This window comes from Pseudomonas sp. EA_65y_Pfl2_P78 (assembly GCF_963970495.1).
GTDB classification, from domain to species: domain Bacteria; phylum Pseudomonadota; class Gammaproteobacteria; order Pseudomonadales; family Pseudomonadaceae; genus Aquipseudomonas; species Aquipseudomonas baetica_A.
Map to the genome: position 1 here is coordinate 89,759 of NZ_CAXAON010000006.1, position 17,367 is coordinate 107,125.

Annotated in this window: 12 protein-coding genes; 2 read left to right on the forward strand and 10 right to left on the reverse strand. The window is 58.5% G+C overall.

All coding sequences use genetic code 11. The features are described 5' to 3' along the window. Positions 1-123: 123 nt before the first annotated feature. The 4 genes from AACY02_RS08060 to AACY02_RS08075 form a co-directional block, all read right to left on the reverse strand. Positions 124-2,328, reverse strand: coding sequence for an autotransporter outer membrane beta-barrel domain-containing protein (locus AACY02_RS08060; protein WP_339431489.1), 2,205 nt, complete (start codon positions 2,326-2,328; stop codon positions 124-126). Positions 2,329-2,527: 199 nt separating this feature from the next. Continuing rightward, the gene (locus tag AACY02_RS08065) at positions 2,528-5,485 is read right to left on the reverse strand and encodes an autotransporter outer membrane beta-barrel domain-containing protein (protein ID WP_339431490.1); all 2,958 of its coding nucleotides are present in this window, start codon (positions 5,483-5,485) and stop codon (positions 2,528-2,530) included. Positions 5,486-5,570: 85 nt separating this feature from the next. Continuing rightward, the gene (locus AACY02_RS08070) at positions 5,571-6,407 is read right to left on the reverse strand and encodes an amino acid ABC transporter permease (protein WP_339431491.1); all 837 of its coding nucleotides are present in this window, start codon (positions 6,405-6,407) and stop codon (positions 5,571-5,573) included. After that, positions 6,404-7,225: an ABC transporter substrate-binding protein gene (locus AACY02_RS08075; RefSeq protein ID WP_339431492.1), complete on the reverse strand. Its 822-nt coding sequence runs from the start codon at positions 7,223-7,225 to the stop codon at positions 6,404-6,406. Before AACY02_RS08075 ends, AACY02_RS08070 begins: the two co-directional genes overlap by 4 nt. A gap of 113 nt (positions 7,226-7,338) precedes the next feature. Here AACY02_RS08075 and AACY02_RS08080 point away from each other — a divergent pair, with 113 nt between their 5' ends. Next, a complete protein-coding gene (locus AACY02_RS08080; protein ID WP_339431493.1) occupies positions 7,339-8,238 on the forward strand; it encodes a homocysteine S-methyltransferase family protein in 900 nt (299 codons plus the stop codon). A 186-nt stretch (positions 8,239-8,424) separates the two neighbouring features. Here AACY02_RS08080 and AACY02_RS08085 read toward each other — a convergent pair whose 3' ends face one another. The 6 genes from AACY02_RS08085 to AACY02_RS08110 form a co-directional block, all read right to left on the reverse strand. Next, the gene (locus tag AACY02_RS08085) at positions 8,425-9,381 is read right to left on the reverse strand and encodes a hypothetical protein (protein ID WP_339431494.1); all 957 of its coding nucleotides are present in this window, start codon (positions 9,379-9,381) and stop codon (positions 8,425-8,427) included. A gap of 101 nt (positions 9,382-9,482) precedes the next feature. Next, a complete protein-coding gene (locus tag AACY02_RS08090) occupies positions 9,483-11,663 on the reverse strand; it encodes a lipase family protein (RefSeq protein WP_339431495.1) in 2,181 nt (726 codons plus the stop codon). 12 nt (positions 11,664-11,675) lie between these two features. Continuing rightward, positions 11,676-12,458, reverse strand: a complete 783-nt coding sequence (locus AACY02_RS08095) for a hypothetical protein (protein WP_339431496.1) — start codon at positions 12,456-12,458, stop codon at positions 11,676-11,678. Positions 12,459-12,470: 12 nt separating this feature from the next. Then, on the reverse strand, positions 12,471-13,250 hold the full coding sequence (locus AACY02_RS08100; RefSeq protein ID WP_339431497.1) for a hypothetical protein: 780 nt from the start codon (positions 13,248-13,250) through the stop codon (positions 12,471-12,473). Continuing rightward, the gene (locus tag AACY02_RS08105; RefSeq protein ID WP_339431498.1) at positions 13,247-14,101 is read right to left on the reverse strand and encodes a DUF4123 domain-containing protein; all 855 of its coding nucleotides are present in this window, start codon (positions 14,099-14,101) and stop codon (positions 13,247-13,249) included. Before AACY02_RS08105 ends, AACY02_RS08100 begins: the two co-directional genes overlap by 4 nt. Next, on the reverse strand, positions 14,098-16,173 hold the full coding sequence (locus AACY02_RS08110) for a type VI secretion system Vgr family protein (protein ID WP_339431499.1): 2,076 nt from the start codon (positions 16,171-16,173) through the stop codon (positions 14,098-14,100). Before AACY02_RS08110 ends, AACY02_RS08105 begins: the two co-directional genes overlap by 4 nt. 599 nt (positions 16,174-16,772) lie before the next feature. On the opposite strand from AACY02_RS08110, the gene AACY02_RS08115 reads away from it, so the two are divergent. Next, a complete protein-coding gene (locus AACY02_RS08115) occupies positions 16,773-17,138 on the forward strand; it encodes a DUF6124 family protein (RefSeq protein ID WP_339431500.1) in 366 nt (121 codons plus the stop codon). Positions 17,139-17,367: the final 229 nt, after the last annotated feature.

The following is a 17,367-nucleotide window of genomic DNA, read 5'->3' on the forward strand; positions in this document are numbered from 1 at the left end:
CTGAATCACGCAAATCCCGTGTGGGAGCGGGCTTGCTCGCGAATGCGGTGTATCAGTCACAGATCATGTCGACTGACACTCCCTCTTCGCGAGCAATCTCCCACAGGGACAGTGTTCAGACCATCAGAACGCCATTCGCCACTGGCCCATCACACTGTGAGTACGGCTTTCGGTTCCGAAATCCCCCGTGATGCCTAGCCCAAAGGTGTGGTTGGCCGACAGGCCAAGGTCGAGGCCAGCATCGACGCCCAGACTGTTTCGATCCAGCGCGGCACCGGCCACTTCAAAGCGTTTCCCACCCTTGAGCAGTTGTTGGCGGGCATCGCTGTCGAGTTCGCCGAAGGTATGTTTCCAGCCGGCGGCGAATCGCGGCGTCAGGCTCATGCCGTTGTCCAGTCGGCTGATTTTCGCTGCACGCAGGCCGAAGATGCTGCTGAGGTTGTCGCGGGTTTGCCCGAACACCTTCAGCGCCGCATCGCCGCCTTTTTCGCTGTAGCTGTCACGTTGATAACGCTGATAGCCGAGGCTGGCGAACGGTTCGAGTGTCACGTTGTTATGGCCGAAATTGAAGCCCAGTTCGGCAAAGGCCTGCTGGGTGTTGGCGTCGTAGTTGCCCTTCAGGCGGTCGCTGAAGCCCTTGAACACCACTCGACGTTTGCTGCTGCCGTCATGGCTGGCGTAGGTCGCCCCGAGGCGCAGGGCCAGTGGCCCGTCCTGGCGCACGGCATAGGCGCCGAGGTGCCAGCTGTCGAGGTCGCCATCGTACTGGCGGGCATCCAGTTTCGTCTGGGATTTACCGCCCAGCAGGCCGATATGCCATTGCTCATCGAGTCGCCAATCCGCGCCCATGACCAGACCCTGGGTGGCGTGTTTCAGGGTGCTGTCGTGATCGCGATCGACCTTGCCACCATGGCCGATGGCCTGAACCCAGACGCGTCCGGAGTCTGCACTGCCGGCCGCCTGCCGGGGTGAACTGCCAGAGCCAGACGCAGCGCCCGAGCGGCTATCCAGTTGGCGCATGGCCGAAAGCATGCTCGCGCTCACGGGCGTGACGCTGCTCAATGTGGCTTTGGCGAGGTTGGCGTTGCTGCCGGCGGCCAACTGCTCGATGGCAATCGGTGCGGTGCTTTTGTCGCTAGCCAACAGTGCGACGACCGCAGCGTTTTGGGGGGCCGCTGTTTGAGGGGCTGGCGGTGTGGCGACAGGGGCGGCACGCACCGCCACCGCGTCTTCTGAAATGGGTGCTTCTTCTGACGTGGAAGATGGACTTGTCGCCAGTACGGCCGTTGTTGTCGGCAGTGGTGCTGATATCGGTGGTCGATCCGGGATCGATGGCTCTTCAATACTTTCGGCTACTGCACGACCGTTGTCGGTGGTGGCCACGCTAGGCAGGGATACCTCGTTGCGTGCGTAGGTCAGTCCCACAGATTTTTTGTTGTATTGAGGTGTGGCTGTCATGAACGCCAGATCGTTCAGTATCGTGCCGAACTGACCTTCAACCTTGCTGGCTTCGATGATTTTGTACTGGCTGCTTTGCGGGTATTCCCCTGCAACTGCAACGACTTTCAAGGTGGCGCCTTCAAGTTTGGCAGTGCCGTCTACCTTGATCGTTTGACCACTGCTGCCGGGGGCGACCTCATAAGACAGTTCAGCATTCGGGGATAGGCTCAAACTGCCTTTCACTCGAGGGCTACCATGCAATCCATTGACCATGAGCAGGCCGTTAACGTGCAAGTTTCCTACCGAGCCCTTACCCGCAAAGCTGCCGCCGTTCTCGACATAGACATCCCCTTTTATGCTTCCATTGTTGAAGAGTTTGCCAGCGGTAACCGCCCCACCGCTGATGGTGCCCTGGTTGGTCAGCGCACCGTTGTGTGTTACCAGCACGCCTTGGTTGAAGTCTCCCTTTGTGCTCAGCGTCCAGTCTCCGCGTACGAGAAACAGTGCATTGAAATTGCGGGTGTCTTTCAGCGTGCCCCCCTCGGAGATATCCAGTAGCAGCATGTTGTCCCCCTTGCCACCATCCAACTGCCCCGTGAAGCTTGCGTCGTCTTGAAGAGCGATCAAATCGTTGAGTTCCGTTCCTCGAAAAGTGCTCTGGGGTGTATTGAAGGCAATCGGAACGGTCGCTTTATCGTTGATAAAGTCCTTAATCCTCCCAAGAGATTCTGCATAGACGGTGTCTTCGGGCTGTTCTGGCACCTGCGCGGTGGACGCAGCGTCAGAGGCTTCAGGTAGTTGCTGGGCGTTTGCAATCTTTGCGCAGCCCAGCGCCAACGCAATGGCTAAAGCCAAGTGTTGTGGTTTGAATGTGTGTTGAATGAGCATCAAGCAAGGCCTTTTTTGAAAGAAGGCCAAACTCTAGGGACGCAGCAAAAATTTTGATGTCGGCTACTTCCCGCCGTTTTGCAGGCGCTGTCGCGTCATTTTGTCGAAATCTTCCGCTATATCCGGAACCGGTATTTTTACGCGACTGTACCGGCTCCTTTTCCTACGACTAATCAAGACCACACTGGCTATTCAACGATCAAAAACTCATCTGCCACTGCCCGATCATTCCGTGATTACGGCTGTTGCTGCCGATTTCGCCGCTATACCCCACCCCCAGCGTATGCCGAGCAGAAATCCCCACGTCCAGCCCGGCCTCCAGCACCAGACTGTCCCGATCCAAAGAACTGCCGTCCACATTGAACGCCGTGCCGCCCACCACAAAGGCCTGGCGCGTCGAGCTGCTGACGTCGCCGTAAGTGTGTTTCCAGCCCGCCGCCATGCGTGGCGTCAGGCTCATGCCGTTGTCCAGACTGCTCAGGTGCGCCAGGCGCAGGCCGAAGGTGCTGCTGAAGTTGTCCTGGGTCTGGCTGTCGACTTGCAGCGCAGCGGCGCCGCCCTTTTCCCGGTAGCTGTCGCGGTGGTAGCGCTGGTAGCCGAGGCTGGCGAATGGTTCGGCGCTGAGGCGGCCGCTGCCCATGGCGTAACCGAGTTCGGCGAAGGCTTGCTGGCTGTCGGCGTCATAGTCGCCTTTGGGGCGATCACTGAAACCGTTGAAAGCGATGGTGCGTTTGCTTTCGCCTTGATGGCCGCTGTACGCCGCGCCGAGGCGCAGTGAGAGCGGGCCGTTCTGATGCAGGGCATAAACGCCGGCGTGCCAGCTCTCGACATTGCCATCGACGCCTGTGGCGTCCAGATCGGTTTTCGAATAACCGCCCAATACGCCCAATCGCCATGCTGAATTCAGCGACCAGTCGGCACCGAGCACGCTGCCCTTTGAGCGTTGCTCCAGACCGCTGCTGCCGTGTTCGCCGTCGAGCTTGCCGTAGCCGCCGATGGCTTGCAGCCAGAGGCGGCCGCGAGCGTTCGGATCGTTCAGGTTGCGCGCCTCGGACGGCACGCCGTTGGCTGCCAGCACAGGGGTTTCGCGTTGATCGAGGCCGACCATCAGTCCTGGGCTGCCGCCGATCTGCTGCATCGCCGAGAGCATGCTGTTGCCCACCTGGCTGCTGGCGCCAAGGGTGGCGCTGGTCAGGTTGGCATTGCTGGCCCCGGCCAGTTGCTCGATTGCCGCGCCGGCAGTGCTTTGGGTGGTGTTGAGCAGGGCGTTGTATAGCGCGTTGTGCTTGCCCATTGAGGCCAGACTGTTGGCGGCGCTACTGCCGTTGCCGGTGGCGGCGAAATCTTTGAAGGCGACGTCGTTACGGGTGTATGTCAGGTCGACTTGAGTTGGCGTGTAGGCCAGCGTGGGTGTGAGAAAGGCGTAATCGCTGCTGACCTTGCCGAAGGTGCCGTTGACCTGCGTGGCTTGCAGCACGGTGTAATGGCTCTGCCACGGATAGGTGCCGCTGCCGGGATTAACGGCCAGGGTCGCGCCGTTGAGATTCGCGGTGCCACCGACCTGTACTGGCGCGCTGCTGCCGTCGGCGTTGACGCCGTAGGCGAGGGTGGCTGCGCTGCCCATGTTCAAGTCACGCACAATCGTCGCGCGGCCCAGGCCCGTGTCTGTGCGCAATGTACCGTTGACGTTGAGGCTGCCCACCGAACCGCCCCCGGCATACACCCCGCCAGCATCCACGGTGAGGTTGCCGGCGATAGCGCCCTGGTTGATCAGCGTCGCGCCGTTGCGCACTGCGCCGCCGTCGCTGAAATCGCCGCTACCGGTCAGCGTCCACGCGCCTTGCTTGACCTCCAGCCACTCGAAATTGCGACTGTCGCTGAAGCTGCCACCCGCCACGTCGTCCATCACTACCCGGTCGTAACCGCTGCCGCCATCGACCACACCGATAAAGCGGCTGCCATTGCGCAAGGTCACGCTGTCGTTGCCACCGCCCAGATCCAGTGCCAGGCCATTGCTGCCGCTGAGGGTGCCGCCGTTGACCACGTTGTCGGCGAACTCACCGACGAACTTCACGCCAAAACCGTCGAGGCCCTGGACGGTGCCGAAGTTTTCCAGCGTGGTTGCCGCCAGCCCCGAGCCGTCGCTACCGTCGTCTACCAGGATCGCGCTGTTAGCGCCGCTGATCAGGGCGCCGCTGGCGTTGAAAATGTAGCCGCCGCCCAGGGCGATGCCTTCACTGCCGTTGGCGAACCCGCCCTTGTCGACACCGCCCGCGCCAACGCCTTGAATGGTGCCGTAGTTTTCGATGTGGGCGATCTTGTCGATGTCCACGCCGTCGCCATCACCGTTGGCTTGCAGCCCGGCGTACGCGCCGGTAATGGTGCCGTGGTTGATCACCGTACCATCGCCGTCGGAGCCGAAGCCCGAGCCGTTGCGCCCGGTGATCTGTCCGTAGTTGACCAGTGTCGCGCCCAGGTCAGTGGTGATGCCGTGGCGGCCGCCGGAAATGACGCCGTCGTTGGTGATCGACACACCCGTGGCGGTATCGATATCGATGCCGTCGAATTTTTGGTCGGCGTTGTGCGAATCGCCCGTCGAGATCTCGCCGTAGTTGGTAATCGTCGCATTGGCGCCGGTCTTCATGCCGTCGCTGGCCTCGCCGCGAATCAGCCCGCCCGCACGGTTGATGATCGTGGTTTTCACCCCGTCGCTGCGCAGCGCATCCAGGTCCAGCCCTTGGCCGGTGGTGGAGCGAATGACGCCACTGTTGTCGATCAACAGGCTGCCGCTGACGAAGTTGCTGTCGATGCGCAACGCATCATTGGCACCGAGGATCTGCCCGCCGCTGCGGTTGTAGAGGGCGTAATTGCGTGCCTGGCTCAGGTCGCCGCTGCTGTCGATGGCCCGGCCGCCAGTGGAGATGATGTTGCCGGCGTTATCGATCACCACGCCGACACCGCTGGTGTTGTCCTTCAGGCTGACAGCCTTGCCACTGTTGGTGATGCTGCCCGGCGCCGAAATCGTCAGCGTGTCGCTGCCACCGAGGGTTTGCGAAGCCGTGGTGGCGCTGTCGATCTGCACGGTTTTGCCGTGAGCGGCCGTGGTGGCGATCAACAGGGCGATGGCGAGGGACAATCGCTGAGGCGAGAAGGGCATGGGCGGACGGCCTTTTGTTATAAGCGGGCCGTCCTGTATAGCGATGGGGTTTTACAGAATGATGTCGGTGATAGTGCAGAGCACCTTAGGTACGGCGTTCGTAAGCCTTGCCGTAATGGCGCTCCATGCGTGCCTGAATCAGCTCAAGCCCGATCGACATCACCCAGTAAATGATCGCGGCGGTCGTGAGCATTTCGATGTAGCGATAGCTTGATCGACCATACGACTGCGCCAGAAACATCACCTCCCAAACGCCCATCACCGAGATCAGCGACGAGTCTTTGAGCATGGAAATGAATTGGTTGGTGGTTGGCGGGATGATCGTGCGCATGGCCTGGGGCAGGGTGATGCGCCAGAAAATCACCGACTCCCGCATGCCCAGCGCCAGTGACGCTTCGCGTTGACCATAGGGGACGCCGAGGATGCCGGCGCGGAAAATTTCGCTGAGATAAGCGCCATAGTTCAGCGACAGGGCGATGATCCCGGCAACGATGGCGCCGGGTACGATGCCCAATTGCGGCAAGCCGAGATAGATCAGCAGGATCTGGATCAGCAGCGGCGTGCCGCGAAAAAACGAAGCGTAGAAACTGGCGATGCCAAACGCCACGGCACTTTTCGACAAGCGCCCCAACGCGGTGACGAAGCCCAGCAATGACGAGGCGACTATCGAACACACGCACAGAAACAACGTCAGCGCCGCGCCTTGCAGGAAGCCATTGGGTGCCAGCTTCAGGCCGACCAGGTTGGGCAGCTTGTCGAGGATGATCGAGAACTTCAGGTCGAAGCTCAGGAAGAACCCGGCGCACAGGCAGAACATCGCCGCCCAGGTCAGGTACAACCGCGTACGAAAACCGAAGAGCCGTTGCAGGCGTGATGCAGCCACCGGTTGCGGTGGCTGTGGAGGTGTCGGGAAAGAAGTCATTGACTGATGTCGGCGCCGATCCATTTTTGTGAGAGCTTGCTCAGGGTGCCGTCCTGCTTGAGCTGCGCAAACACCTCGCGCACTTTGGCATCCCACTGGGCGTCACCCTTTTCGATGGCCACCGAATTCGGTTCCGAATACAGCGGCGCACCGGCCAGTTTGAAGCGTTTGTCTTCGTTCAGGCGTGGCTGCGCGGTGACGAGGTTGGTGAGGATCGCGTCCAGACGCACACCGGCCCCCAGGCCCAGGTCCTGGAAGGCAACGTTGTCGGTATCGTACGGTGCGATCTGCACGTCTTCGAACGGGTACTGCAACTGCGTGTCTTCGGCGCCTTCGATGACCAGATTCTTGTTCAGATAACTTTCGTAGCTGGAGGCGCTGGTGAGGCCGACCTTCATACCGCTCAGGTCCTTGGCACCGTGGATGCGGTCATCCTTGGCGTTGACCACGATCACCGCAGGGGAGGCGTAGTACTCGACCGGGAAATCGAACACTTCGGCGCGGGCCTTGCTCGGGGTCATCGAGCAGATGCAGATGTCGTAGCGCCCGCTCCAGCGGCCGGCGGCGATGACGTCCCAGGACGGCGTTTCCAGACGCAGCTTAACCCCCAGTTTGTCCGCCACGGCTTTGGCGACATCAACGTCGAAACCGTCGAGCTGGTTGTCTTCGTTGAGAAACGAGAACGGTGGATAACTTTCCATCAGCACGCCAACCAGTTCTTTTTTCTGCTCGACGCGATCCAGTGTGGCGCCGCCGAAGGCTTGGGAGGAGGCGGCCAGAATCGTCAGGCCCAGGGCCAGTAGCGGTTGAAATTTCACAGTCGATCCCTGGTTGAAAAAGAGGTTGTCATTAACGGAATGGTGCGTATTAAATAGTTATAAGAACGACTCTGATAGTGAGTTATTTTCATAAGCTTATGAGTGAAAGGCATATGGGCGCAGCAAGCACGATTATTCTCGATGGCGGCATGGGCCGTGAGTTGCAACGCGCCGGTGCGCCATTCCGGCAACCCGAGTGGTCAGCGCTGGCGTTGAGCGAAGCGCCGCAGGCGGTGGAAGCGGTACACGCCGCTTACATCGCCAGCGGGGCCAATGTGATCACCAGCAACAGTTACGCGGTGGTGCCGTTCCACATCGGCGAAGAACGTTTCGCCGCTGAAGGGCAGGCGCTGGCGGCGTTGGCCGGTGAACTGGCGCGGCGTGCGGTGCAGGCTTCGGGCAAAGCGGTGCGAGTGGCCGGTTCGTTGCCGCCGTTGTTTGGCTCCTATCGTCCGGATCTGTTCGAGGCGTCCCGGGTGACCGAGTTGCTGGGCCCGTTGGTCAAGGGGCTGGCAGCGCACGTTGATCTTTGGCTGGCGGAAACCCAAAGCTCGATCGTCGAGGCGCGCGCCATTCACGCCGGGCTGCCGCAGGACGGCAAGCCGTTCTGGCTGTCGTTTACCTTGAAGGACGAAGACACCGACGAAGTGCCGCGTTTGCGTTCCGGCGAGCCGGTGGCCGAAGCGGCTGCAGCGGCGGCTGAGTTGGGCGTCGAGACGCTGTTGTTCAATTGCAGTCAGCCGGAAGTGATCGGCGCGGCGATTGACGCGGCACGCGCGACCTTCGAACGTCTGGGGGTGAAGATAAACATCGGCGCCTATGCCAACGCCTTCCCGCCGCAGCCTAAGGAAGCGACGGCCAATGACGGACTCGATCCGTTGCGCGAAGACCTCGATCCACCCGGCTATCTGCAATGGGCGATTGATTGGCAGCAGCGCGGCGCCAGTCACTTGGGCGGTTGCTGCGGGATCGGCCCGGAGCACATTGCGGTGCTGGCGCAGAAACTCGCTTGAGAGAAGATCAAAAGATCGCAGCCTGCGGCAGCTCCAGGGTGTAGGGGCCATCCCACATGACGGACGCATAGCGACTCCAGGATTGGCCTCATCTGCTTGATGAGGTCTGTCCCATGACTTCTGCCATCGCCCCCTGACCAACCCGGTGCGCCGATAAAAGTGCGCGGCGTTAAATGCTCCTATGGCCTACTTATCGGGTTTGCGCTTCCACGGGTTCTTCGGGGGAACGGCAAATCGCCGTCCTGAATTGGCGGAATAACGAGAACCTGTAACCGCTTCCAGCTCCCCGCCGTCTCGCACAAAATCACTCACTTCTTTAACCCGACGGCTGCGCAGCCATGTAATCCACTGCGCCAGATCGGTGTGGCCCTGTTCTTCAAACATCCGCATGAAACGTACTTGCCAACGCTTGCACGTCTGCTGGCAAAGGCCTGTACGCCGCTGTAAATCAGTCACGCTCTCGCCGTTGATCAAGCCTTGAACAAAACCCAGCCAATGCTCTGGATAACCCAATCGGGCCAGTAGCGTGCCCTGCAGCAAACTCACAGTGCTGTAACAGCCTGGGCAACGAAAATCAGGGCGGCGCTCATCGAAACGCTTCATGTCAGGTGAACCGCACTTTGGACAGACTGCTTGAGGAGTCGTGAGCAAATGCTCCAGCCCGCTCAGAAACGCTTGGGCCTGAGCCGCAATAGGTGCGGGTGGCTCCAGATCGATTCGATCCTGGCGTGCCGCCCACCACTGATACAACGTTGGAAAGTCTTTAGCCATGACGGTGCGGCAGTGTTTGTTCCACCGCGAAGTGGTGCTGGGGGCAATATTCATGGCTTCGGCAATACCTCGCATCGACCAACCCGCCAACAGGTATTGACCAAAGGTTGACCAGAGGTGCATTAGCCCGACTTTCGAAAACGGTGTTTTCGAGAGACAGTTAAAGCCTTTGTTGCAGGCCACACAGCGGTAAAAAGGCAGGCGTGTTTTCTGGCTGGTTTCCAGTCTGAAGCGTGGATGACCGCACAGCGGGCACTCGACCGGCGATCTCTTGGGCAGTTCGTGCAAATAGCGAATGAAATCATCCGCATGGCTGTGGAGTTCGGCGGGGAGGCATTGGTGATAATCAGGCAGCGCTTGAGCTTCGGACATTGAACTTGAATCTTTCATGGAAAACCTCGCGGGTTAACCGGGCAGCCTTCGGGCGCGGGTTACCCGCAAGACACGCAAATGGCGAGGGTGCCGGACTGTTTTTAGATGAATGAATCGATATCCAGCGTATGCGGCGCACCCACTGTATGGCCGTAGATCGACGCCAGTAGCCCGTCATCACTTTTGCTGGTGGGCGCCATGGCCAACTGCTCGACGACTTTGTTTTCCGAATGGGCAAGCCAGCGCGACAGGCTTTCAGACAGCGGCTCGGGCTGGTCCGAAAGTGATCCGTAGACCTTTTTTTCGGTGATGCGCTGTTGACGCAAGGTTTTGAGGCGATCAAGCGACATTTGTATTTTGTCGATCTCGCGATTGAGCGCTTCGATGGTTTTTTCATGATGGCGAACGTAAGCGTCCGGGCGTGTCTGGTCGCGCTTTTGCCGCAACTGCAAAGTAATGCTCGCCAGCGCTTTTTGCATCCACTCAAACTCTCTATCCGATACGAGGGATCGGTTTGCTGATTGCGCTTCCTGCCAACGTTTCAGCGTTGCCCAGCACGCCGGAATGTAGCTGCCGACCATCGAGTGGCTGCCGGCATTGAAGAGTTGCGTCAGTAACGAAGGTCGATCCGGGAGGCCGTTTTTTTGCTGAATGGCCACCGAGCAGGCGGCATGCTGGGCAACGGTGTCGCAACCGGGCTCCCACAGGATCATGGACTTTTCATTGCGATCAAACTGCACCGGCATCGCGTGGTACAGCTTGCCGTGGTGCTCGTAGGGTTCGCCGGTCCAGTTGGTAATACCGGCGACAAACACCGAGAGGCCAACGGGCACGTTGACGAAGGTCAGTGCCGCTCCTGTCCCGTAAACACTCGCTTTGGTGTTCATCCAGGTGCCGGGCACACTGGGCACCGGGTCGTTATGGGCGACCATGCGGTGATGTTCCAGCGGTTCTGCGCCTTTGGTGAAAAGGGCGTCACCGGCGCGGGGGGCGCCGTAGGTGTAGAGCTGGATGTTGTAGCCTTCTGGTCTGCGACGCAGCATTTCCGACAGCAGCAATGCGACTGCGCCTCCGAGGCTGTGCCCACAGATCAGCAGTTTTTGACCGGCGTAAAACCTTTCTAGATATTCCGTGACGAAGCCGTAGGCTTTCAGTGCTGCCTCGTAGAATCCGCGGTGTACCTTGCTGTCGGTGTCTTCGAACGGCACTTGGAGCGCATCGGCGTCGCGCAGGCCATCCGCGATGAGTTCATAGGTGCCACGCACGGAAATCAGGATTAACTCGTCGTGGTGGGTGATGAAGGCTTGGGTATCAGTGGCTTCCGAGCCGGATTTCCTGTCGTCGTAGAAATGAGTCTTGGCCGGGTATTCCTGCTCGTCTTTCCGTTCAGGTTTGTTTGCGTCATAGAGGTCTGAGTCGAACGGCACGATCTCCAGTCGCCTGGAGTAAGGCACATCTTCAAAAAGCGGGTAATACGCTGATGTCTGCGTCGCATCGACTTTCCCAAGCTCTTCGAATTTGGCCAGTGCATCCCCGAACCAGTTACCCACGCTGGGTTGCAGGGGGAAGCTCACGGTTTTTATTTCGCCGGGGTGTTTCTCTGGCTTCTGACCAAACGGGCAATAGCTCAGGGTGGCCATGAGCGCCAGTTGATAGAGATTTAGCGCGCAGAAACCAGGGTCGATTGACAGCATGGGGCGCAAGGCGCGCATCGGGCGTACTTCCAGCACCGTGTGTTTGAGCGGCATGAGGGCAACACCGCGTTCACCATGCTTGCCCATGATTTTCGCCGGCCCCGACCCGGGCGGGTAGTGGCTGTAAACCTGCGGTGGTAAATGCGAAACATGCTTGACCAGATGGCGCACTTCCACCTGAAAGAATTCATCGGCGCAGGCTTGTGCGGGGTTGTCTTTGATGCGGGTCGAGTTGTGGTTCAAGTAACGGGTTTGTTCGGCGCGTACTTGGAGTTCAGTGATTTTCAGGGGGTAATGAGGTCTTGTTTGTAAGTCCTTATATAGCTCTTCTTCCCCTTGGTACTTCTGATCAAAGGTGAGGGCTATCGGCCCTGCGAAGTGCTCAGAAACTTTGCCTGTGCCAGTGCCATCGAGATTGCCATCGTAGGTTTTTCCTTCCGAATCGATTACGACGTAGGCCAAGCCTTCATACGGTTCGCCAGAACCAAACTCGTCGACTAATTGAAAGCTGCTCCACCGACCCTGTGCTGGGCATGTCAATACGCGGCTGCTCAGTGGAGATTCCAGCTCTTTTTCCATTGATGTCATGTCGAAACCTCCTTATTCCGTGCAACCGGGGTAAATGGTGCATTGCCGGCCGTCTGGCATCTGGAAAGTGCTGAAGTCGGTGTAATTGCCGTTGCAATAACCTCGTTGATCCTCAAGCCCTCTGCCCATGCAACGCTTCCAGCCATTCGGAACCTTCACCCACGTATCTCCCCAGCCGGGTTTCTCCTCGTCGGCCAATTTGATGTGCATCTTCACGGTCTTACCCGGCAGTTGGTCCGGGGTATAAGCTGCGGAAGGTTTGCCTCGTCGCAGCTCCCCCTGGGCACCGATCGTTTTGCAGTCGAGGAGTTTTCTGAGGATTCGGGGCTTACCCGACGTGCGAAATAACTGTTGGCATTCACCTGAGAAGGTACTTTCGCCCGTTTTGTTAAAGACGCTTTTGTACTGATCTTCCACTTCATTCCGAATAAACACGCTGGCGATATCCACACCGTAATCACCCCGGGCTTTACCGTAAGTTGCGTAGATTTTCAGCTCGATGCGGCTGATGACCAGCGGGCAACCGCTGACTGTTCTGTGCAGGGCTATTTCATTGCTGGGCTGGTAGATTCCACGCCATTTCATGTTGTATTCCACTTCAGTATTTCGCCCGCCCGGCACGGTGCAGGTTTCGCCTTTGACGGGCACATACACAGCAATGGCCTGATACGTGAAGTCGGGCGGCATATCGGCGGTGAAGGTGAAAGTGTTGGGCTGACTGCTCGCACAGCCTGAGATGCCAACGAAGCAGCAGCCCAATGCAGCGCTTTTAAGCAAGGGATAAGACTTAGTCATTGGGTAATGTCCTTATTCAGTGCAACCGGGATAGATGGTGCATTGCCGGCCGTCGGGCAGCTGGAAAGTGCTGAAGTCGGTGTAGTTGCCGTTGCAATAACCTCGTTGATCCTCAAGTCCTCTACCCATGCAACGCTTCCAGCCATTCGGAACCTTCACCCACGTATCTCCCCAGCCGGGTTTCTCCTCGTCGGCCAATTTGATGTGCATTTTCACGGTCTTACCCGGCAGTTGGTCCGGGGTATAAGCTGCGGAAGGCTTGCCTCGTCGCAGCTCGCCCTGAGCATCGGTAGCCTTGCAATCGAGGAGTTTCACGATGCGTCGTTTTGGCCCCACCGTTCGGAAAAGCTGTTGGCATTCACCGTAAAAGGTACTTTCACCCGCTTCGTTGAAAACGTTTCTGTACTGACCTTCCACCTCATTCCGAATGAACACCCTGGCGCTGTCGGCGCCAAAATCTCCCCGATCCTTACCGTAAGTCGCGTAGATTTTCAGTTCGATGCGATTGATCACCAACGGACAGCCGCTACGGGTTCTGCGAATCGTTATTTCAGCATCAGGTTTGTATTCCGTTCGCCACTCGCCGTTGAACACGGGTGCCAAGTTGGCCTTTTTTTCAACGGTGCAGGTTTCGCCCTTGGCAGGCATGTAATAAACCACTGCAACGTATGCAAAGTCGGGCGGCATATCGGCGGTGAAGGTGAAGGTATTCGGCTGACTGTGGCTGCTCGCACAGCCTGCGGTTAACGCGAGGCCAAAACCCAGACTTGCTGTGCGAATCAGGCATTTCATAGGGCGGCTTCTCCTTGCCAAAATGCTGTTGTTTGCGACACCCGCTCGAAATGCTCACTCGGCGTTTCACCGGCCCGAACCTGCCAGTGCGGCGCCAACGTGTAGCCCTGCGCCTGCAGGCTCTGGGTCAGCAAAAACTCCAGTTGCTCCGGCGCCAGCCAACCCCACGTTTGCGCCTGCGCCAGTCTGTTGCGCAGCCACGTATCAGGATCATGGTGTTCGGCAAGTTTGGCGTAAGCCTGGACATGCTCCGCCAGCAGATAGCGATGAGCATTGCTGCGGCGAATTTCATCCGTCTGTTGGTTGGGCGCTGGCACTTGATGCCACAGCGGCTGATCTGGCACTGGGTAGCTGCCGGGGGCGGGATTGTTCGTGCCTTGCCAGTGTGTGCCTTGCCAGTAACACACGCTGATCGCTGGCCCGAGGTAGGCCGGCCAGGCGTCCTCAGGCAGGTGCGCGAGGGCGCGGCTCAATACCCGATTATCGTGAAAGCGGTACAGCGCCTGATGTGGGCGGGCACCGATGATCAGGCGTTCGTGCCAATGTTTGACCAGCCTGCTCAAATCGCCTTTTTGAAGGCTGGCAAACCAGCCCCAGTTGCGTTGCGGATTCTTCAGCAGTTCACTGATGCGGCTGTCGTCAGGCTGATCGAAAGTGAAGATGAATGGCCCGGCATCCGCCAGATCAGCCACCAACGTTTCACCGTAAACACTCAGGTATTGGTCGAATTGGCTGGTTTTTAAAAGGGATTGGCGCAGGTCGCGCTCGTTCTGTGAGTCCAGAACGACGCACAAGGCAAAACCTGAACGTTGCTGTTCTCTCATCCATTGGCGGGGTAGCGAGTCAGTCATGCGGCGGCTCCCCGGGGCAGGCAAATACCCGCACGACAGGCCTCGCAGATGGGGCAGAAGTCCGATCCCATAACGCTGCTGGCGGCCATCAATTCGTTCTGGCTGGGCGCAATCATGGGCGGCCGTTCTGCTGGCATCGCCAAGGCGTCATTGGCCCCCGGCATTGACAATGCGGCAGCGGAACCCGCCACCGGGGCACCCCCGATCTGGATTTCGCTGCTGCTGAAAATGCCCGCATGGCCGATCACAATGTGCTGCCCACCGGCCTTGAGGCTGATGCTCGCGCCAGCATCCAGCGTCAGGTGCGCCCCAGCCTTGATGTGCACTTGCTGGCCAGCCTCCACCACCAGCGTTTGGTCGACTCGGGTCTGGCTGTTGCTCGCGACATGCAGATAGTCATTGGCCTTGAGTTGCACTTTGCGGTCGGCGGTGATGGTTCGGTGTTCTTCGGCTCCCAGCACGGTGATGCTGTTGCCCTTGATGGTTTCCCGGCGTTCGTTGCCGACTTCAAGTCGACTGTCGTTTTCGACCTTGTGCTCCATGTCGCGTTGGGCACGCAGGTAGATCAACTCCTGCCCGGCGCGATCTTCCAGGTGCAATTCGTTGAATCCGCCGCTATCGGGTGAACTGCGTGAGCGAAACACACTTCGGGTTTTGTGCGCGGGCAGTTCGTAGGGCACCGGGTTGGCGCTGTTGGCCAGACAGCCACTGATCACCGGTTGATCAGGATCGCCTTCCAGGAAGCTGACCAGCACCTCCATGCCCACTCTCGGAATAGTGACGCTGCCATGGGCGTTGCCGGTCCAATTGGACGACACCCGCAACCAGCAACTGCTTTTGTCGTCGTTACGACCTTCTCTGTCCCAAAAAAACTGAGCCTTGACCCTGCCGAAGGGGTCGCAGTGGATTTCCTCGCCTTTGGGACCGGTGACCATGGCGGTCTGGCTACCCAGTATTCGCGGCTTTTGGTAATGGTGTGGCGGTCGGTAGAAAACGTCCCAAGGCGTCGCGACAAATTGATTTCGATAACCTTGAACAAAGTCATGTTCTTGCGCGGAGCCTGCGCTGGTGATGCTCTCTTCCAGCACTTGCGGCTGCTTACATTCGTGGCGCACTTCTGTCAGCAACCAAAGCGCATTCCACTGCGTGCGTGAATGCTCGGACATCTCCATAAAATGCCCGGATACCAAGGTTTGCTGATCGCTTTTGCCTTCAGCCTGCCGATAGTCGGCACGATGGCGCTCCAGTGCCCGTTTGGTTAAAAACTTGCCGCGCTCACGCAGGGTGAAGCGGCCGGGGTAGTCGTAATCTTCCAGGTCAGGCTGCGTGAGATCGGTGCCAGGTTCGTAGTTGGACTCCAGAAGAATTCGGGATTTTTCGAAGTCGTAGTCACGGCGAGTGGTGCGACTGGTGCGCGCTTCGACTCGCAGGTCGAATCGTTTGATCACGGGTCCCTCGGCAACCATGCCGCTGTTTTGTTTGTAGGGTGTTGGCCGGTCAAGCCTGGGGAATACGGTTTGGTCGTCCCCAAATACCATCAGGTGTTTTTCGCGACTGTGCCGAAAGTGGTAATGAATGCCTTCTTCTTGGCAGAGCCTTTGGACGAAGTGCAGATCTGATTCGTCGTACTGCACGCAGTACTCGCGATCCGGATAAATGGCACCCAACTGAAACAGATGAAGGTCGCGGTGGATGCCGTGTTCTTCCAGCACCTGCGCAATGATTTGCGGGACGGTCAGCTGTTGAAAAATACGTTGGTTGATGCGGTGGCCCAAATAAGCCACCCGAGGAACAAGCGTGAGGTTGTAACGCGTCAGACGTTTGCCAGCGTCGCCTTGCGCAACGCGATGGATTTGCCCATGGATGCCATTGCGACCGTCGCTGAATGCCAGAAACGCTTGTTTGTGCAGCAGGCTTTCAAGATCGAGATTCGGCCTCTCGCTGACCAGCACCAGGTCAAAGGCATAGGGTGTGCTGATCGCTTCCTGACCAGTGAACTCCAGGACTTGAAGGTCGTGCTCCAGACTATCAATGGTCAGATTGAAACGTGCGAGAGGGCTGGGGCTAGGCATCCTTTGTTCCTTCGACGGTCGCTGAGGGAATTTGTATCTGAATGCGTGAAGGCAGATACAAGTGCCGAAAGCTAACAAACGTGCCGAAGAAAAAATGTAGGAGGGGTCCTATGGGGTTGAAGGAAAGGACCTTGATTGTTCGTGTGGTTCGGTTGCCTCTTCACTGACGCTATTGCGAGGCTCGGATTCTTGGCATGTATGCGGCTCAAATACGTCAGACAAATCGCCAATTATTTTTGTGTAGTAAACATCTGGCGTTGTTCTCGTTTAAGACCTATTGGCTTTACGCCTCGCGACCTACAAATCCTTGCGTCGTTGCCTACGGCTACGCCAGAATCCGCCGGCTTGTGCGCCCAGGGCTGGCTGCGTAACTTGATCGGGTCACTGATTCCCAGTGATCGGGTTTAGCAGCCCGGCTTCGTTTCATTCCGGTCGTACAAGTCTCATCCGGTCAGGCATTTGCCTGCGCTTGATGGTGGCTGTGCGCATGGCACCTTCGGGTGCGCCGGGTTTCGGAGTGACCGGTCTGCTAACTTGCGCACAGCCGCCACCCTATCGTTTAGCAGCGGGATGGTGCGGCCTCATAGAGGTACACTCCGATGTTCAAAGTAACGCCAAACCCGCCGGTCACAGATCCGGCATCCCCCTACGAATCGCCCGATTCAAAGAAATTCCATGAAGCCGCCGAGCGCGCCCTCGACCACTATCTCTGCCCACCGGCCGCCGCCATCATGGCCACGGCCTACACACCCAGCACGCTGTACATGGCGCACCCCGAGGCTGACTCCGAATCCCTGCTGGCCGACGCCAGTGAAACGCTCGGTTCCGCCACCGTCATGCTCAACAACCACGCGGCAATGGTTGAAGGCTCGAACCGCAAAACCCTGCAAGGCATCGCGCAGGTGGTGATGCTGGCAGAGCTGGCGGTTAATCGGGTGCTGGATAGGTTAGTGCCCACGGAGTGATTAAGGTGCTGGCGGCGCATGCGCATGTGCCGCCAGCGCATTGGTTGGGAAATACGCTATTGAGGCGTGATTGACCAGCGATTGAAAAAGTGGGGTCTGAAATAAGCCTGACCGTTGCCGAACGCACGGTGCTTGTTGAAAACATACAATCGCCCGTTTGGGATGAAGATGGGCGTGGTGCGAATTCGGCGAGATGTCCGTTAAACATCAAAAGATCGCTGCCTGCCAG

What these genes read in the sequence shown, in the direction of transcription:
- AACY02_RS08115 (WP_339431500.1), top strand. Translation starts at nt 16,773, where the DNA reads ATGTTCAAAGTAACGCCAAACCCGCCGGTCACAGATCCGGCATCCCCC.
- AACY02_RS08110 (WP_339431499.1), bottom strand. Translation starts at nt 16,173, where the DNA reads ATGCCTAGCCCCAGCCCTCTCGCACGTTTCAATCTGACCATTGATAGT.
- AACY02_RS08085 (WP_339431494.1), bottom strand. Translation starts at nt 9,381, where the DNA reads ATGTCCGAAGCTCAAGCGCTGCCTGATTATCACCAATGCCTCCCCGCC.
- AACY02_RS08070 (WP_339431491.1), bottom strand. Translation starts at nt 6,407, where the DNA reads ATGACTTCTTTCCCGACACCTCCACAGCCACCGCAACCGGTGGCTGCA.
- AACY02_RS08090 (WP_339431495.1), bottom strand. Translation starts at nt 11,663, where the DNA reads ATGACATCAATGGAAAAAGAGCTGGAATCTCCACTGAGCAGCCGCGTA.
- AACY02_RS08060 (WP_339431489.1), bottom strand. Translation starts at nt 2,328, where the DNA reads ATGCTCATTCAACACACATTCAAACCACAACACTTGGCTTTAGCCATT.
- AACY02_RS08065 (WP_339431490.1), bottom strand. Translation starts at nt 5,485, where the DNA reads ATGCCCTTCTCGCCTCAGCGATTGTCCCTCGCCATCGCCCTGTTGATC.
- AACY02_RS08100 (WP_339431497.1), bottom strand. Translation starts at nt 13,250, where the DNA reads ATGAAATGCCTGATTCGCACAGCAAGTCTGGGTTTTGGCCTCGCGTTA.
- AACY02_RS08095 (WP_339431496.1), bottom strand. Translation starts at nt 12,458, where the DNA reads ATGACTAAGTCTTATCCCTTGCTTAAAAGCGCTGCATTGGGCTGCTGC.
- AACY02_RS08080 (WP_339431493.1), top strand. Translation starts at nt 7,339, where the DNA reads ATGGGCGCAGCAAGCACGATTATTCTCGATGGCGGCATGGGCCGTGAG.
- AACY02_RS08105 (WP_339431498.1), bottom strand. Translation starts at nt 14,101, where the DNA reads ATGACTGACTCGCTACCCCGCCAATGGATGAGAGAACAGCAACGTTCA.